This window comes from Streptomyces sp. NPDC107521 (genome assembly GCF_055598485.1).
The window spans coordinates 58283-74247 of sequence record NZ_JBVKAT010000005.1; the positions used below are offsets into that span (position 1 = coordinate 58283).

Genomic DNA, 15965 nt, shown 5'->3' on the forward strand with positions numbered 1-15965 from the left:
GACTCCCCCGAACAGGTGGGTCGCGCTAGGCCCGGGTGGTGCTCCGGGCCGGCCGCGACGGTGTGTGAGTGGGTCTTCCGGTGCGAGGCTGGGCGAGTACGACGGCTCCGACCACGGCGACCGCGCCGACCAGTTGCAGCGGGCCCAGGGTCTGGTCCAGGAAGAGGTATCCCAGGACCGTCGCACACAGGGGTGAGGCGAAGGAGAGGAACGAGGCGGCGAGAGCGGGAAGCTGGGAAAGGCCGCGGAACCAGAGCACATAGGCGATCAGGGCGCCGATGATGCTGAGGTAGGCGAAGCCGCCGATGTTGCCCCAGGTGAGGTGGTCCGGCAGGTCCTCGCTGGCCAGGGTGACGGGCAGCAGGACCAGGCCGCCCACGGTCAGCTGCCAGCCGGTGAAGGTGAGCAGACTCGTGCCGTCGGGCCGGCCCCACTTCTTGGTGAGGACGATGCCGGAGGCCATGGACAGGGCGCCGAACAGGCCGGCCACGATGCCGACGCCGTCCAGGCCCGCGTGGGGCTGGAGCACCAGCAGGGCCACCCCGGCCGCCGCGAGCAGGCAGGAGACGACGTGGACGGGCCGGATGCGGTCCTTGAGCAGCGCCGAGCTGAGCAGGAGCACGATCATCGGCTGGACGGTCATCACCAGGGCGGCGACCCCGCCGGGCAGGTGGTAGGCCGCGAGGAAGAGGAAGTAGAAGAACGCGCCGATGTTCAGCACGCCGAGCACCGCGGCCCGCCACCACCAGATGCCCCGGGGCAGCGCGCGGGTGATCAGCAGCAGGATCAGCCCGGCCGGCAGCGCCCGCAGGGTGGAGGCCAGCAACGGCCGGTCGGGCGGCAGGAACTCGGTGGTGATGAGGTAGGTGGAACCCCAGACGGCGGGGGCGATGGCGGTGACCGCGGAGGTGACCGCGAGGCGTTGACTGTTCACTTCTTGGCTCCGGAGTCGGTGGTTCCGAAGAACCGGTCGCCGAAGTCGCCGATGCCGGGGATCATGAACGCGTGCTCGTTGAGCCGGTCCTCGACCGCACTGGTGACGATCTTCACGTGGGGCCGCTCGGTACCGACACGACGCAGCCCTTCGGGGGAGGACAGGAAATTGACCATCACGATGCGGTCCTCGTCCACACCCGCGTCCAGCAGGACGTCGATGGCGGCGAGCGCGGACCCCGCGGTGGCCAGCATGGGCTCGAGGAGCAGCACGTGCCGGTCGGCGATGTCGTCGGGCAGGTGCTTGTAGTACAGGTGCGGCAGCTTGGTCCCCTTGTCGCGCTGGATGAGGATCTTGCCGACGCGGATGCCGGGGTGGAGGTCGCGCAGCTCGCCCTCCATGGACTCGCCGGCCCGGATCACGGGGACGGCGCAGATCTTCGTGGCGAACTCGAGTCCGCGGTACGTGGCGCCGACCGGCGTGGTGATGTCCTTCTTCGTGAACGGCAGCAGGTCGAGGCCGTGTTCGAGGAGGAGGCGGATGACTCGCCGCGCGTAGAACACGAAGTCCTCACGGGTGCAGTCGCGGTCCCGGATGATCGTGTGGATGGCGCGGAGCTGGTCGGACTGCGGAAGCAGGTGGACATGGTGACCCGTGGTCACGTGGGGCTCCTTGAGGTCGACTGCCGGCGGGAAGCCGGGAGGACAAGGGCACCGGGGCGGTGTCCGGGCCGGGGTGCGGACCGGACACCGCCCCGTCGTGCGGCCGTGATCCGTGAACTCGGAGGGGCGGGCCGGGTCAGCCGATCGCGTCGAAGGCGGCGCGGGCCTCGGCGATGAACTTGGTGACCTTGGCGCGGTCCTTGCGCCCGTCGGGGCCCTCCAGGCCGGTGTGGGCGTCGACCGCGGCGGGCTTCACCGCGCGGATCGCGTCGCCGACGTTCTCCGGGTTGAGGCCGCCGGCCATCATCAGCGGCTTGGGGGAGCGGCGGACCAGCTCCGCCGAGACGTTCCAGTCGTGGGTCAGACCGGTGGCGCCCTTGGCGCCGGTCCTCGGGTCGAACGTGTCCGTTATGTACATGTCAACGAAGGGATGGGTGTCGTCGACCAGCTTCAACAGTTCGTCGACGTTGTCCTGCTTGACGACGAGGGACTTCAGCACGAACAGGTCCGGGCGCAGCTCCTTGAGGCGGCGGAGCTGGTCGGTCTCCACGTCGCCGTGCAGCTGCACCGCCACCACGCCGAGTTCCTGACAGAACCGGCTGATCCCGTCGGCCTCGGTGAGGTAGCTGATGAGTACTCCGGCGTGCGGGGCCCGGAGGTTCTTGATGATCGCCGCCGCGTCCTGCTCGGCGATGTCGTCCTTGCCGGACGGAAGGCGCAGGGCGAAACCGATCCAGTCCGCTCCCGCGTCGATGATCATGTCAGCCTCGGCGGCATCGATGATGCCGGCGACCTGGACGAGCTTGTTGACAATGGTCACGAGGACCACCCCCCTCTGTGCGGTTCGGTGCGATGGTGAGTGTGTGCCCCTGCGGTCCCTACCGGCCGTAGGTCTCCTGGAAGACCGTCATGCCGCGCTCCCGGCGCCCGGGATGCAGTCGGTCCTCGGCCGGGTAGCCGAGCGGGGCGAGCAGCGCGATGTGCAGGTCGTCGCGGTCGGCGATGCCGATGGCCTTCTTGACCTCCGCCTCGTTCCAGCCGTTCATGGGGCTGGTGGCCAGCCCGGCGGCGTGTGCGGCGATCAGGAGGAAGGACGCGGCGATCATGGCGTCCTTGACGGCGTACTCGCGCTCCAGGCCGCGGTCGCGCAGGTCCTCGTAGAAGGCCCGCACGTCCCCGGGTGTGGCGTCGGCGAACTGCGGGGACCAGGCGCCGCTGTGCCGGGCCTGCTCCCAGATGTCGCCGCGGTCCTCGCGCCAGGCGCCGGACTCCGCGACGAACACCAGCATCACGGGCGCCTCCTGGGGATGCGCCTGTCCGCCGGTGGCCTCGGTGAGGGCCCTGAGGCCCTCTTCGCCGGTCACGGTCACGACGGACCGGGACTGCAGGTTGAAGCTCGACGGCGCTTCCAGGGCGAGGTCGACCAGTTCCCGCAGCAGCTCGGCGGGAACGGGATCCGGCCGGTAGTGGCGGACGCTGCGCCGCGATCGGATGACCCGGGACACGGTGGCGTGGTCCGGTGCGGACAGCTCCATGACCCCCCCTGATTGCTCGACATCGAACTATCTGACGTCGAAACAGTAGGACATGCTTTAGTCTTGCGTCAAATAGTTCGGGATCGAATTAACCCAGATGAAGCGACCATGAAGGCGAGGCAACTCCCATGCGCGATTCCGTGGACGACTTCCTCGACCAGTGGACGGCTCAACGCGAGGACCTGGACCTGGACGCCATGGGAACCGTCGGCCGCATCCTGCGCCTGTCCCGCCTGGTGAACGGGCGTCTGAAGGAGTACTTCGCCCAGTACGGCATGGAGACGTGGGAGTTCGACGTGCTCGCCACGCTCCGCCGCAGCGCCCGCCCGCTCACCGCCAAGGAACTGGCCGCGAGCGTCATGATCGGCTCGGCGGCGCTCACCAACCGCGTCGACCGGCTCGTCGCCCGTGACCTGGTCGTCCGCACACCGGTCCCCGGGGACCGGCGCAGCCTGCACATCGCCCTGACCGACCGGGGCCGGGAACTCGTCGACGACACGGTCCGGGGCCATGTGCGCAACCAGCGCGACATCCTCGCCGACCTCACCGACGACGACGCCGAGAGCCTCAACCGGCTCCTGCGCACGCTGCTGGTCTCCCTCGGCGACACCCGCTGAGCGGCGTCACCGGGGACGGCGTGGGGCGCCTGAGGACCGTCACCGCCGACGGCGGGCGGCTCCGACGGGCCCCGGCCCGCGTCGGCCGCACGCCGGACGCGGTCGGCCTCCCCGGGAGGAGGACCGGGGCACCGGCGCTCCGCCGCCGCCCGCACGGCGGCTCCGGCGTGCTCGCCAGGGGGTGCCACGGCCCCACCCTCCGGCCCTCCGGTCGAGAAGGAGCGGGGCGGTGCCGTGGGGACGGCACAGCGAGCGGCACCGGGGCACGGGTGCCCGCCCGGGACCGGCCCGGGGCACCCGCCCGCGGCCGCGTCTCCGGGCGGTCACCCCTGGTCGGCCCGGGCCGGGCCGAGGACACGGCCCGGGGGAGACGACCCGCTAGAAGAAGCCGAGCTTCTTGGGGGAGTAGCTCTGGAGGATGTTCTTCGTCTGCTGGTAGTGATCCAGCATCATCTTGTGGGTCTCCCGGCCGATGCCCGACTGCTTGTAGCCGCCGAACGCGGCGTGCGCCGGATAGGCGTGGTAGCAGTTGGTCCAGACCCGCCCTGCCTGGATCGCCCGGCCCGCCCGGTACGCGGTGTTGAGGTCACGGGTCCAGACCCCGGCGCCCAGGCCGTACAGGGTGTCGTTGGCGATCCTGAGGGCGTCGTCGAGGCCGTCGAAGGCCGTGACCGACACCACCGGGCCGAAGATCTCCTCCTGGAAGATCCGCATGCGGTTGTCGCCCTCGAAGATGGTCGGCTGGACGTAGTAGCCGCCCTTCAGCTCACCGTCGTACTCCACGCGCTGTCCGCCCGTCAGGATCTTCGCGCCCTCCTGCCGGCCGATGTCCAGGTAGGACAGGATCTTCTCCAGCTGGTCGTTGGAGGACTGCGCCCCGATCATCGTCCCGGTGTCCAGCGGGTGACCGGGGACGATGGCCTCCGTACGGGCGACGGCCGCTTCGAGGAACTCCGCGTAGTGGCCGCGCTGGATCAGCGCCCGCGACGGGCAGGTGCAGACCTCGCCCTGGTTGAGCGCGAACATGGTGAAGCCCTCGAGGGCCTTGTCGCGGAAGTCGTCGTCGTGCGCCCAGACGTCGTCGAAGAAGATGTTCGGCGACTTGCCGCCCAGCTCCAGCGTGACCGGCTTGATGTTCTCCGAGGCGTACTGCATGATCAGCCGCCCGGTCGTGGTCTCGCCGGTGAACGCCACCTTCGCCACCCGCGGGCTCGACGCCAGCGGCTTGCCCGCCTCCGTGCCGAAGCCGTTGACGATGTTCAGGACCCCGGGCGGCAGCAGGTCGGCGACCAGGCTCAGCCAGTAGTGGATCGACACCGGTGTCTGCTCGGCGGGCTTGAGCACCACCGCGTTGCCCGCCGCGAGGGCGGGGGCCAGCTTCCAGGTCGCCATCAGGATGGGGAAGTTCCACGGGATGATCTGCGCGACCACCCCCAGCGGCTCGTGGAAGTGGTACGCCACCGTGTCGTCGTCGAGCTGGCTGAGCGAGCCCTCCTGGCCCCGGAGCGCCCCCGCGAAGTAGCGGAAGTGGTCGATGGCGAGCGGGATGTCGGCGGCCAGCGTCTCCCGGATCGGCTTGCCGTTCTCCCAGGTCTCCGCGACCGCCAGCTTCTCCAGGTTGGCCTCCATGCGGTCGGCGATCCGCAGCAGGACGGCGGAACGCTCGGCCGCCGCGGTGCGGCCCCAGGCCGGGGCGGCCTCGTGCGCCGCGTCCAGCGCCCGCTCCACGTCCTCCGCCGTGCCGCGCGCCACCTCGGTGAACGGTTGACCGTTCACCGGCGACGGGTTCTCGAAATACTGCCCGCGCGCCGGCGGCACGTACTCACCGCCGATGTAGTGGTCGTAGCGCGGCTGGTAGGAGACGATCGCGCCCTCGGTGCCGGGTGCCGCGTAACGGGTCATCCTGGTCTGCCTCCCTGTCGAGCGCTGCCCGCCGTCGGGCAGCCTGCCGCGAGGCTAGGGAGCGGGACGTTGCGGTCGGGTTGCGCCCGTGGTGGGTCGTGTGCGGCGCCGACGGCCGGCGCGGGATGCGCGGCGTGCGCGGTGTGCACGGCGTTCCCGGCACCCGGCGTTCCCTGTGTCCCCGGTCGGGGCGGCGGGAGCGGCCGGAGCGGCGCGAGTGATGTGTCCGTGGACGGCGGCCCGGGGCGTGCGCCCGGTCGGTACGGCTGGAGCTGCCTGCCTGCCTGCCTGCCTGCGTGTCCGGACGGTACGGCCGGGCAGGTGGCCTCGCCCGTGTCGTCCGGGGCGCGGCCGGCCGACGTACCGGCCCGCCGTGGCCCTCCGTCGGGGGTCCTCCGCCGGAGGGCGGGTCGTCGGTCCTGGCGATGGCCACGCCCGGGAGCGTGCCGTGCCCAGGGGCGGGCGGCACCGGTGCCGGCGACCACGGGCGGACGTCACCCGCCCGGCGCCGACAGCTCGGCCTCCAGCGCGGCGAGCCGGGACCGGACCGCCGGGGTGGGCCGCACCTCCGCCAGGGCCCGCCACACACCGAGGTCGTCCCCTCCCCACGGCGCGTGCGCCCAGTCCCCGAGCAGATCGGGGTCGCGCGAGGCGGTCAGCGCCGCGCGCAGCCCGTCGTCGAGCCGACGGCGCCACCGGGCCACCGCCGGGGCCCGGGAACCCGGCAGCAGCGGTCCGGCGTAGGCCCGCACCGCCGCCGTCACCGCGCCGGACCGCAGCCGCCGCTCCACCAGTGCCGCGTCCGACTCCACCGGCACGGCCAGCCGGTACGGTCGGGAGCGCAGCAGACCGGGCTCCAGGACACCGCGCAGCCGGGCCAGTTCGGCGCGCAGCGTCACCGGGGTCACCGACTCGTCCTCGTACAGCGCGCACAGCAGCGCGTCACCGCTGAGCCCCTCCGGGTGCAGGGCGAGCAGGGTCACGATCTCGCTGTGCCGGCGGCTGAGCCGGACCCCGGCGCCGTCCGGGCCGAACAGCGCGTTGTCCCGTCCCAGCGCGGCCAGCCGCGAGGTCCTGGCGGTCGGCCGGCCCGGTGCCGGCAGCGCCAACTGCGACTCGGCCGCGCGGGCCACCGCCTGGACGAACCCGAGGCTGTGCGGATGCGCCAGCCCGTCCCCGCCGGTGATGTCCACCGCGCCGAGCACCCGTCCGGTGCGCGGGTCGTGCACCGGGGCGGCCACACAGGTCCACGGCTGGACGCGGCGGATGAAGTGCTCCGCGGTGAAGACCTGCACCGGGCGGCTGACGGCCACCGCGGTGCCCGGCGCGTTCGTCCCGACCGCGGACTCCGACCACCGGGCGCCGGGCACGAAGTTCATCCGCTCCGCCTCGCGCCGGGCGGCCGGATGGCCCTCCACCCACAGCAGCCTGCCGTGCGCGTCGCACACCGCGAGCAGGTGCTCCCCGGCCACCGCGAAGGTGCCGAGCAGTTCGCGGATCAACGGCATCACCCCCGCCAGGGGGTGCTCGGCCCGGTAGGCGCCGAGGTCGCCGTCGGTCAGCTCCACGCTGGCGGAGCCGTCCGGGCCGACGCCCGCCCGGACGGACCGCCGCCAGGACTCGGCGACCATCCGCCGAACGGGCCGCGGGACCGTACCGGCAGCCGTGAACACCTCGTGCGCGCGCCGCAGTGTCCGTGTGTGCTCCACCGGGTCGGCGCCCGGCGCCAGAGCCAGCCACGAATCCGTCAACTCGGCCTCCCCTGACGGTGGTGCGACGCTGACATCGTCACGCGGACGCCATCCGCCGACAACCACTTCGACGGTCCTTCACCCGGGCGTGGCGGGTTCCCGCTCCCTTCGGATCAGGCGAAGTTGACGAGTCTGATGTACCGGACCCAGTCCCACAGCGGGCCGGGGTCCGTGTGGTCGCTGCCGGGCACCTCGTGATGGCCGATGATGTGCGCCCGGTCCCGGGGAATGCCGTACTTGGTGCAGATCGCGGCCGTCAGCAGGGCCGACTGCTCGTACAGGGCGTTGCTGAAGTACTCCGGCCGGTCCACCCACCCCTCGTGCTCGATGCCGATGCTGCGCGTGTTGTAGCTCCAGTTCCCCGCGTGCCAGGCGATGTCTCCCTCACGGACGCACTGCGCGATGTGACCGTCCGACGATCTGACGACGTAGTGCGCGGAGACCTGCCGGGCGGGGTCGCGGAAGATGGACAGGGTGTCCGCGTAGGTCTCCTGGGTGATGTGGATGACCACGTGGTCGATGGGATAGGAGGTGGGACGGCCGGACGCCGTGTAGTTGGACGTGCTCGCGGGCTGCCACTCCACCGAGGGATAGCCCGTGGCCTCGGTCTCCTCGCGCCGGGTCCGCGCGGAGGCCGTCCGGCCGGTGAGCATCGCGGAGGGGACGGTGGCGAGGGCGGCCCCCTGGAGGAGCCGGCGCCTGTTCAGGGCCGCCGCGGGGCGTTCCGGTTCCGGCTGCTGTCCCGGTCCGTTTCCGTCTGCCCTCTCCTGTGTCCGTCGCATGAGCGCTGCCTTTCGTCGTGGGGGGATGATGGCGTGCTCGGCCGCGCAGCTCCGCTGCCGCGTCGCGCACGTTGGCCAACGGCGGCGCGGCGGCTTGGTTGCGAACGGGTACGCGGTTGGCTCAGTGGGCCGTCGGCGCCGGGTTCGCGTGAATCACGTTACGGCGACGGGCACTTGAGCAGAAGCGCCCGGCACGGTTCCGTGGATGACCGCGGCTTTGTGGAGAACTCGCTCACTCGATCGAGTGAGTTGCCCGGCGCGCGGAAGGGGAAGGGGACGGATCGGACCCGCTCCACGGCTCCGCCGGACCGCCCGGCTTCGGGGAGGCGGCCCCCGGCTCCGGTCCGTCCGTCGGGGCGCCGTCAGCGGCCGCCGGGGCCCCGCTCCAGGAGGGGCGCCGCGTCGGAGAGCACTCCGGAGATCCTCGCCAGGGTCTCCTCGTCCCGCTCCACCGGCTCCAGCACCGGCCCGGCCGCCGTGTTCCAGCGCCGCGCGACCGCGGCGGGGTCCTCGCCGGTCAGCAGCCCGGCCGCCTGCGCCGCCGCGCCGAGCGCGACGAGTTCCCGCGCCGCCGGGACGCGGACGGGGCGCCCCGACAGCCGCCGCACGGTCCGCTGCCACGCCGCTCCGCGCGCCCCGCCGCCGATCAGCAGCAGGGGCGCGGCCGGATCCGCGTCGGCGTCCAGGACGCGGTCGAGCGCTCCGAGCAGCGCGTGCACGGCCCCGTCGTAGGCGGCCTGGAGCAGTTGGCCGCCGGTCGTGTCGTGGCGCAGCCCGTGCAGCAGACCGGTCGCCAGGGGCAGGTCGGGGGTGCGCTCGCCGTCCAGGTAGGGCAGGAAGGTGATCTCCGCGCCGGGCTCGACGGCCTCGCGGTCCAGGCCCAGCAGGGCGGCCACGCGGTCGACGGCGAGGGTGCAGTTGAGCGTGCAGGCCAGCGGCAGCCAGTCGCCGGAGGCGTCGGCGAAGCCCGCCACGGTGCCGGTCGGGTCGGCGGGGCGCCGCCGGGAGACCGCGTACACCGTGCCCGAGGTGCCGAGGCTCAGCACGGGCACGCCGGGGCGCAGGCCGAGGCCCAGGGCGGCGGCCGCGTTGTCCCCGGTCCCGGCGGCGACCAGGGTGCCCGGGGAGAAGGGCAGGCCGTGGCCGCCGCGCACGGTGCCCGCCACCTCGCCGGGCCGCACCACCCGGGGCAGCAGTGCCGGATCGAGCCCCACCCGCGCGAGGACGGCGTCGTCGTACGCCTCCGTGGCGGAGGCCCACCAGCCGGTGCCCGAGGCGTCGCCGCGGTCGGTGGTGCCCTGTCCGGTGAGCCGCTCGGTGAGGTAGTCGTGGGGGAGGCGGACGGCCCTGGTGGCGAGGACGGCCCCGGGCTCGTGCTCGGCCAGCCAGGCCCACTTGGCGACCGTGAAGGACGCGCCGGGCACGCTGCCCGTGCGCTCGGCCCACGCGGCGGGGCCGCCCAGCTCCGCCACCAGGCGCCGGGCCTGCGGGGCCGGGCGCACGTCGTTCCACAGCAGGGCCGGACGCACCGGCTCGCCCCGGGCGTCCAGGGTGACCAGACCGTGCTGCTGACCAGCGACCGACACGGCGGCGGCCTCCCGCGCGGCGTCACCGCACCGGGCCAGTGCCTCGCACAGGGCCTCCCACCACTGGCGCGGATCGCTCTCGCGCGCGGCCCCCGAGGTCACGGTGTGCGCCGCGCGGCCCTCGGCGACGGTCCGCCCGGTGGCCGCGTCGACGACCAGCGCCTTGGTGGACTGGGTGGACGAGTCCACTCCGACGACGAGCGGACCCTCGGCTGCCGACATCGGTCTCCTCCTCCTTCTCCGGGGGCCGTCCTCCGGGGCTCCCGCACCGTTCCGGCCCGCCGTTCCCCCGGGTGTCCGGGCCGGTCGCACCGGACACCACCGGTACGGGACATCGTGTCCCTTCCCGGGGACGCCCGCGGGCGACGATCCGTGAGCGACCGGACCAGCTCACCATGGACGACCTTCTCGGCGTCCGCCGACGCTCCCGGCCCGCCGGGGCCGTCGTCGACGGAGGCCGCCCCCACGCGCGCCCCACGCGCCTCCTCGCGCCGGAGGGCGGGCCCTCCCGCGCGGGACACCGTCAACCCGGTGCGAACCGGTGCGCCGGGGACGACGGGGGTGTCGGGGACGAGGGTGCCGAGAGGGGGCGCCGGTCGCCCCCAGGGGCGCGGCACGGTGTTGACGACGCCCCTGGGAGGATGGTCCGCATGACACAGGAACACGGAGCGGCGGTCGCCCAGGGGCCCCGTCAGGCGACGTTGTCGGTCGTCGCGGCGGCCGTCGTCCAGGAGGGCCGGCTTCTGGTCGTGAGCAAGAGCGCCGCACCCGACGTCTTCTACCTCCCCGGCGGCAAACCCGAGGCGGGTGAGGAGCCCTCCGCGACCCTGGCCCGCGAACTGGACGAGGAACTGGGCGTCGAGCCGCTCCGGCCCCGGCTGCTCGCCCGGATCGACTCCGTCGCCGTGCTGGAACGGGTGCCCATGCGGCTGACGCTCTTCGCGGCGGACATCGACCGGATGCCCCGGCCCGCCGCCGAGATCGCCGACATCAGGTGGATCACCGGCCACGAGAGCGGGCTCCGGCTCGCACCCGCCCTCACGGACCACGTCCTGCCCCTCCTCGCGCGGACGGGCAGCATGGCGCCGTAGGACGTCCCGGCACCGGCGGGGCGGGGCTTCGGACACGGCCGCCCGCCGCGAGCCGCTCCGGCCCCGGCCCATGACCGCGAGCACCGCCGTCCTCCGGTCCGGTCCGTGGCGGCGAGCCCACGCCGACCCCGGCCGGTGGCCGTGAACCTCCGACGGCCCCGGACCGCGGCCGCGGGACCTCCGCCGCCCCGGCCCGAGGCCGCGGTTCCGGCGCGCGGCTCGCCCCCCCGTTCCGCCCCACGCCCACCCCGCCGTACGCCCCGGCCCGTCCGCTCCGGCGCCCATCCTCCGCGACCCGTGCTCGCCCCCGGTCCTACGGCTCGTCCCCGGCCGCGGCGGACGCCACGGCCAGCGCCGTCGCCGGGTCCCCGGCCGCCCCGCCGACGGGCACCCACCGGCCGTCCTCCTCCCGGTACGGCCACCACCCGCCCTCGCGGTCCAGCCGGAGCTGGAACGGGGCTCCGGTGACGGTCCACCGGTTGGCCCGCGCCCGCAGTGACGGCCGCTCGCCCTCCTCCCAGGCCGTCGCCAGGGCCGCCTCCGCGCGCGCGAGCGCGTCCCCCGCCACCGGCCACTCCTCGTCCAGTACGGACAGGGCGGCCGCGCCACCGAGCCGCCAGGCGCGCACGGCGACCGCGAACGCCTCCCGGTCGCGCCCCGACCCGGCGGCGAGCCGGTCCCGCGCCGCGTCCCCGGGGTCGCCCGCCGCCAGCCGGACCGTGTCCTGGGCCACCGTCGGCTCCGCCCGGGGGGAACGCCGGTCGTGCCCGTCGAGCAGCGCGTCGCCCAGCAGGCGGTGCGCCTCGGCGGCGGTCCACGAGGCGAGGAGGGACAGGGCCTCCGGATCGACACCCGGTGGGGGAGCGGTCCCGGTGTCCAGGGACGGCGGTACGCCGGGCCCGTCCTCCGGGCGGGGCGGCGGGGGCGGTGGCGGCAGCGCCCGCCCCGCGGCCCGGGCCTCGGCGGCGTCCACTCCGTCGGTCTCCGCCGCCGCCCCGGTCCGTCCGGACGCCCCGCCGTACGCCCGGAGCGACTCCAGGACGGCCCGTTCGCCACGCCCCCGCATCAGCAGCAGGACGAACGGGTCCCGGTCCAGGAGCAGCGCCATCCGGTAGCAGAGCGCCGCGGTGTGGCCGCAGTGGTCCCAGGCGCCGCAGCCGCACTCGGGCTCCAGGTCGCCGAGGCCCGGCAGCAGGTCGATGCCCGCGGCCGCCGCGTCCTCCACGAGGTGCGTGGGCATCTCGCGCTCCAGGAGCGCCGCCACGTGCCCCGACCGTTCCACCGCCATGTCCGTGAACCGGTCCCACTGCTCCCCGGACAGCTCCGCCAGCAGCACGTCGGCCCGGTGCGCCGTGCCGTCCCGGTCCCTGACGACCGCCGTGACGCGCCCCGGCCGCACCGACACCGCGCCGACCGCCCCCGCGCGCGCCAGCCGCCGGCCCGCCTTGAGCTGCGCGGTGTCCAGCGCCCCGTCCTCCAGGGCGCCCAGCCAGGACCGCCCCCACCAGCTCTCCGCGAAGCCCCGCCCCCGCACGGGCGGCAGCGCCGCGAACGTCCGCTCCGCACCGTCCTCGTGTCCCGTCATCGCGCGCCCCCTCGCAGTCCGACCAGTTCCGCCAGTTCGGCGTCCGTCAGCTCGGTGAACGCCGCCTCACCCGAGCCCAGCACCGCGTCGGCCAGCTCCTTCTTGCGGTCCAGCAGGGCGGCCACGCGGTCCTCGACCGTCCCCTCCGCGATCAGCCGGTGCACCTGCACCGGGCGGGTCTGGCCGATGCGGTGGGCCCGGTCGGTGGCCTGCGCCTCGACGGCCGGGTTCCACCAGCGGTCGTAGTGCACGACGTGCTCCGCCCGGGTGAGGTTCAGCCCGGTGCCCGCCGCCTTGAGGGACAGCAGGAAGACCGGCACCGCGCCCGCCTGGAAGTCGCGCACCATGGCCTCCCGTCCGCCGACGGGAATGCCGCCGTGCAGGAACAGCGAGGGCACGCCCCGGGACGCCAGATGGCGCTCCAGCAGCCGTCCCATCCGCACGTACTGGGTGAAGACCAGCACGCTCGACCCCTCGGCCAGGATCGTGCCGAGCAGCTCGTCCAGGAGCTCCAGCTTCCCCGAGCGGCCCGCGATCACGGGATCGTCCTCCCGCAGGTACTGCGCCGGGTGGTTGCAGATCTGCTTGAGCCCCGTCAGCAGCCTCACGATCAGCCCCCGGCGGGCCGTGCCGCCGGAGCCGGAGATCTCCGCGAGCGCCTCGCGCGTCACGGCCTCGTACAGGGCCGTCTGTTCCGTCGTCAGCGACACCGGGCGGTCGGTCTCCGTCTTGGGCGGCAGCTCGGGCGCGATACCGGGGTCCGACTTCCGGCGGCGCAGCAGGAACGGCCCCACCAGCCGGGCCAGCCGCTCGGCCGCGGCCGGGTCCCGGCCGTCCTCGACGGCGCGGGCGTAGCGCCGCCGGAAGGTGCCGAGACGGCCCAGCAGCCCCGGCGTGGTCCAGTCGAGGATCGCCCACAGCTCCGAGAGGCCGTTCTCCACGGGGGTGCCGGTCAGGGCCACGCGCGCGTCCGCGCCGATGGCGCGCAACCGCCGGGCGGTGTCCGAGTACGGGTTCTTCACGTGCTGCGCCTCGTCCGCCACCAGGAGGCCCCACGGCACGGCGGCGAGCCGGGCGGAGTCCAGCCGCATGGTGCCGTACGTGGTGAGCACGAACCCGTCGCCGGGCAGGTCCCCCGGATCGCGCCGCGCGCCGTGGAACCGGCGTACGGGCGTGCCCGGCGCGAACCGCTCGATCTCCCGCTGCCAGTTGCCCATCAGGGAGGTCGGGCAGACCACCAGGGTGGGTCCGGCCGTCGCCGCGTCGCCCTGCCGGTGCAGGTGCAGGGCGATCAGGGTGACCGTCTTGCCGAGGCCCATGTCGTCGGCGAGGCAGCAGCCCAGGCCCGACGAGGTCATCCGGACCAGCCAGGTCAGACCGCGCCGCTGGTAGTCGCGCAGGGTCGCGGCCAGGGCGGCGGGCTGCGGGACGGGCTCCTGGGCCCCGGGGTCCGCGAGCCGGTCCCGCAGGGCGGCCAGCGGGCCCGTGGGACGCACCTCCACCAGTTGCCCGTCGACCTCGGCCGAGCCCGTCAGGGCGGCGGCGAGCGCGTCGACCGGCGTGACCGTGCGGTTCTCCCGCGCGCGGGCCCGTCGGGCCTCGTCGGGGTCGACCAGCACCCAGCGGTCGCGCAGCCGGACCAGGGGCCGGCCGGCCTCGGCGAGGCGGTCCAGCTCCTCACGGGTGAGCCGCCGCCCGCCCAGCGCGAACCACCAGTCGAAGGCGAGCAACGCGTCGGCGGACAGGAGCGACGTCCCTCCGCCGGACGGATCCGGACCCCGCCCGGGGGAGCCCTCGGGCGGTCCGATCTCCGCCCCGGTGGTGAGGCCCCGGGACAGGTCCCTCGGCCAGTGCACGTCCACACCGGCCCCCGCCAGCGCCCGGGCGCCCGCGCCGAGGAGGCCGGCGACCTCCCGGTCGGTCAGCTCGACGGCGTCGGGCACGGCGGCCGACAGCAGCGGCGCCAGCGCGGGCCAGGCCCGGGCGGCGCGACGCAGCGCGAGCAGGGTGTCCATCCGGGCGCGCGGTCCGAACGCCGCGTCGGCCTCCTCGGACCACACCGCGGCGGCATCCGCGACCAGCGAGGGATCGCCGACGCCGTGCACCTGCGGTACGGCGCGGAACACCGGGGCGGCCTCCGCCGCCGCGTCCTCGGGCAGCCCGAGCACCTCGACCCGCAGGGACAGCCGCACGCCCGCGTCGTGCCCCGCGGCCACCTCGGCCGCCCACGCCTCCAGCCCGGGTGCCCCGCGCGGCTCGCGGGCGGCGAACAGGGGGCCGTCCGTCACGAGGGGGGCGGCGGGGGAGCGGGGCAGGGTGTCGGCGACCCCGTCCAGGAAGGCCCGCACCAGGCGTTCCGGGAAGGGCAGCCGCGGGGGACCGGCGCCGTCCAGCGGGACCGCGTGCGCCTCGGGCGGCATCGCGGCGGCCAGGTGCCGGACGCGCTCGGTGTCCCCGGCGTCCAGCGGGCCGACGCGCCAGGCGTCGTGCCCGGCGGGCGACAGCCCCGGCAGCAGTCGCCCGCGCGCCACCAGGGACAGGGCCTCCACGGCCACCGCGCCCCAGAAGGCGGCCGCCCGGTGGGCGTACGGCGCCACCCGCGCGCGGGTGAGGACGGGGAGGGCGTCCCGCAGCGGCAGCGGGAGGGCGGGCACGCGCACCGCCATGACACCGCCCCCGTCCGGCACCACGACCGTCAGGTCCTCCAGGAACGCCGAGGGGACTCCGGCGGGCGGTTCGCCGTCCGGGTGCCAGAAGGCCACGCGGGCGGTCCGGGCGGGATCACCGGGAAGGAGCACGGCACAGCAGCGGATCAGACCGACGGCGAGGCCGGAGTCCTCGTCGGGGCCGGGGGAGGGCGGTTCCGGGTGGGCCGTCTGCACAGCGATGATGAGTCCTCAAATTTGACTAGTGGGCGGGCGGGCGCCGAATATACCCCCTTTTCCGGAGTGCCGGGTGTGACCGGGGCGTGTCGTGGATCACTATGGAAGGAGTGGGACCTCCCGTCGGCGACGGGCCGCCTCCGGACGCCGCCCGGGGCCGCCGGGACGGGGGACCGCGGAGACCGCCGGGGCCGGTACCGGTCCGGCCGGCTCCGTCGCCCCGCGCCGGATCTCAGGGTTTCCTCAGGGTTCCGGGGGCCCGTGGAGCGGAACCGCGCGGAGCGCGGGACCGTTTTCAGGACAGAGAGCGGCGCAGTGCCGCTGAGGAGGCGACGCCATGTCAACGAATGCCAAGGTGGCCGCAGGGGGTGTGGCGGTCGGGCTCATCCTGCTCATCTGGCTGCCCTGGTGGGCCGTCCTGCTGATCGTCCTGGGAGTCCCGACCGCCGCGTACCTCACGCTCGACCCCTCGCAGCGGCGGCGGCTGCGCCGCGTCGGCCGCAAGCAGATCGGCCGCTGAGCGGGCCGGAGCCCCGGCCGGGGACCGCGCCGACCGGCGGGCGTGCCCGCACGCCGGTGCGGGGGCGGTCCCCGGGGGGCTCTGCGCCGTCCATGCCACGCCCCCGGGCCGCCGGACG

At 74.8% G+C, this 15965-nt stretch carries 13 protein-coding genes; 3 read left to right on the top strand and 10 right to left on the bottom strand.

From position 1 onward, the window contains the following. Positions 1 to 25: 25 nt before the first annotated feature. The 4 genes from ACZ7LB_RS09865 to ACZ7LB_RS09880 all read right to left on the bottom strand — a co-directional run bounded on the left by ACZ7LB_RS09865 (position 26) and on the right by ACZ7LB_RS09880 (position 3131). The gene (locus tag ACZ7LB_RS09865) at positions 26 to 934 is read right to left on the bottom strand and encodes an EamA family transporter (RefSeq protein ID WP_471466726.1); all 909 of its coding nucleotides are present in this window, start codon (positions 932 to 934) and stop codon (positions 26 to 28) included. Continuing rightward, positions 931 to 1596, bottom strand: a complete 666-nt coding sequence (upp, locus tag ACZ7LB_RS09870) for a uracil phosphoribosyltransferase (RefSeq protein WP_471466728.1) — start codon at positions 1594 to 1596, stop codon at positions 931 to 933. Before upp ends, ACZ7LB_RS09865 begins: the two co-directional genes overlap by 4 nt. Before the next feature lie 136 nt (positions 1597 to 1732). Further along, positions 1733 to 2416, bottom strand: coding sequence for a phosphoribosylanthranilate isomerase (locus ACZ7LB_RS09875; protein ID WP_471466730.1), 684 nt, complete (start codon positions 2414 to 2416; stop codon positions 1733 to 1735). 58 nt (positions 2417 to 2474) lie between these two features. Next, complete coding sequence (locus tag ACZ7LB_RS09880) at positions 2475 to 3131, bottom strand: nitroreductase family protein (protein ID WP_471466731.1); 657 nt, start codon at positions 3129 to 3131, stop codon at positions 2475 to 2477. 128 nt (positions 3132 to 3259) lie between these two features. Here ACZ7LB_RS09880 and ACZ7LB_RS09885 point away from each other — a divergent pair, with 128 nt between their 5' ends. Then, positions 3260 to 3748 carry a MarR family winged helix-turn-helix transcriptional regulator gene (locus ACZ7LB_RS09885; RefSeq protein WP_471466733.1) on the top strand — a complete coding sequence of 163 codons (489 nt, stop codon included), beginning with the start codon at positions 3260 to 3262 and terminating at the stop codon, positions 3746 to 3748. Positions 3749 to 4126: 378 nt separating this feature from the next. Here the strand turns inward: ACZ7LB_RS09885 and exaC are convergent, their stop codons facing one another. From exaC to xylB, 4 genes are all read right to left on the bottom strand, one after another. Then, positions 4127 to 5650, bottom strand: a complete 1524-nt coding sequence (gene exaC, locus ACZ7LB_RS09890) for an acetaldehyde dehydrogenase ExaC (protein WP_471466735.1) — start codon at positions 5648 to 5650, stop codon at positions 4127 to 4129. 494 nt (positions 5651 to 6144) lie between these two features. Next, positions 6145 to 7401: a GAF domain-containing protein gene (locus tag ACZ7LB_RS09895; RefSeq protein WP_471466737.1), complete on the bottom strand. Its 1257-nt coding sequence runs from the start codon at positions 7399 to 7401 to the stop codon at positions 6145 to 6147. A 113-nt stretch (positions 7402 to 7514) separates the two neighbouring features. Further along, positions 7515 to 8183: an N-acetylmuramoyl-L-alanine amidase gene (locus ACZ7LB_RS09900; RefSeq protein ID WP_471466739.1), complete on the bottom strand. Its 669-nt coding sequence runs from the start codon at positions 8181 to 8183 to the stop codon at positions 7515 to 7517. 362 nt (positions 8184 to 8545) lie between these two features. After that, a complete protein-coding gene (xylB, locus tag ACZ7LB_RS09905; protein WP_471466741.1) occupies positions 8546 to 9991 on the bottom strand; it encodes a xylulokinase in 1446 nt (481 codons plus the stop codon). Between the two features lie 428 nt (positions 9992 to 10419). Between xylB and ACZ7LB_RS09910 the strand changes: the two genes are divergently transcribed. Further along, positions 10420 to 10860, top strand: a complete 441-nt coding sequence (locus ACZ7LB_RS09910; RefSeq protein ID WP_471466743.1) for an NUDIX hydrolase — start codon at positions 10420 to 10422, stop codon at positions 10858 to 10860. 313 nt (positions 10861 to 11173) lie between these two features. On the opposite strand, the gene ACZ7LB_RS09915 is transcribed toward ACZ7LB_RS09910, so the two are convergent. Both ACZ7LB_RS09915 and ACZ7LB_RS09920 read right to left on the bottom strand, forming a co-directional pair. Next, positions 11174 to 12445 (bottom strand): SWIM zinc finger family protein, encoded by a 1272-nt coding sequence (locus tag ACZ7LB_RS09915; RefSeq protein ID WP_471466744.1) that lies wholly within the window; start codon positions 12443 to 12445, stop codon positions 11174 to 11176. Continuing rightward, positions 12442 to 15111, bottom strand: coding sequence for a DEAD/DEAH box helicase (locus ACZ7LB_RS09920; protein WP_471467153.1), 2670 nt, complete (start codon positions 15109 to 15111; stop codon positions 12442 to 12444). Before ACZ7LB_RS09920 ends, ACZ7LB_RS09915 begins: the two co-directional genes overlap by 4 nt. A 553-nt stretch (positions 15112 to 15664) precedes the next feature. Here ACZ7LB_RS09920 and ACZ7LB_RS09925 point away from each other — a divergent pair. After that, positions 15665 to 15847 (top strand): hypothetical protein, encoded by a 183-nt coding sequence (locus tag ACZ7LB_RS09925; protein ID WP_471466746.1) that lies wholly within the window; start codon positions 15665 to 15667, stop codon positions 15845 to 15847. Positions 15848 to 15965: the final 118 nt, after the last annotated feature.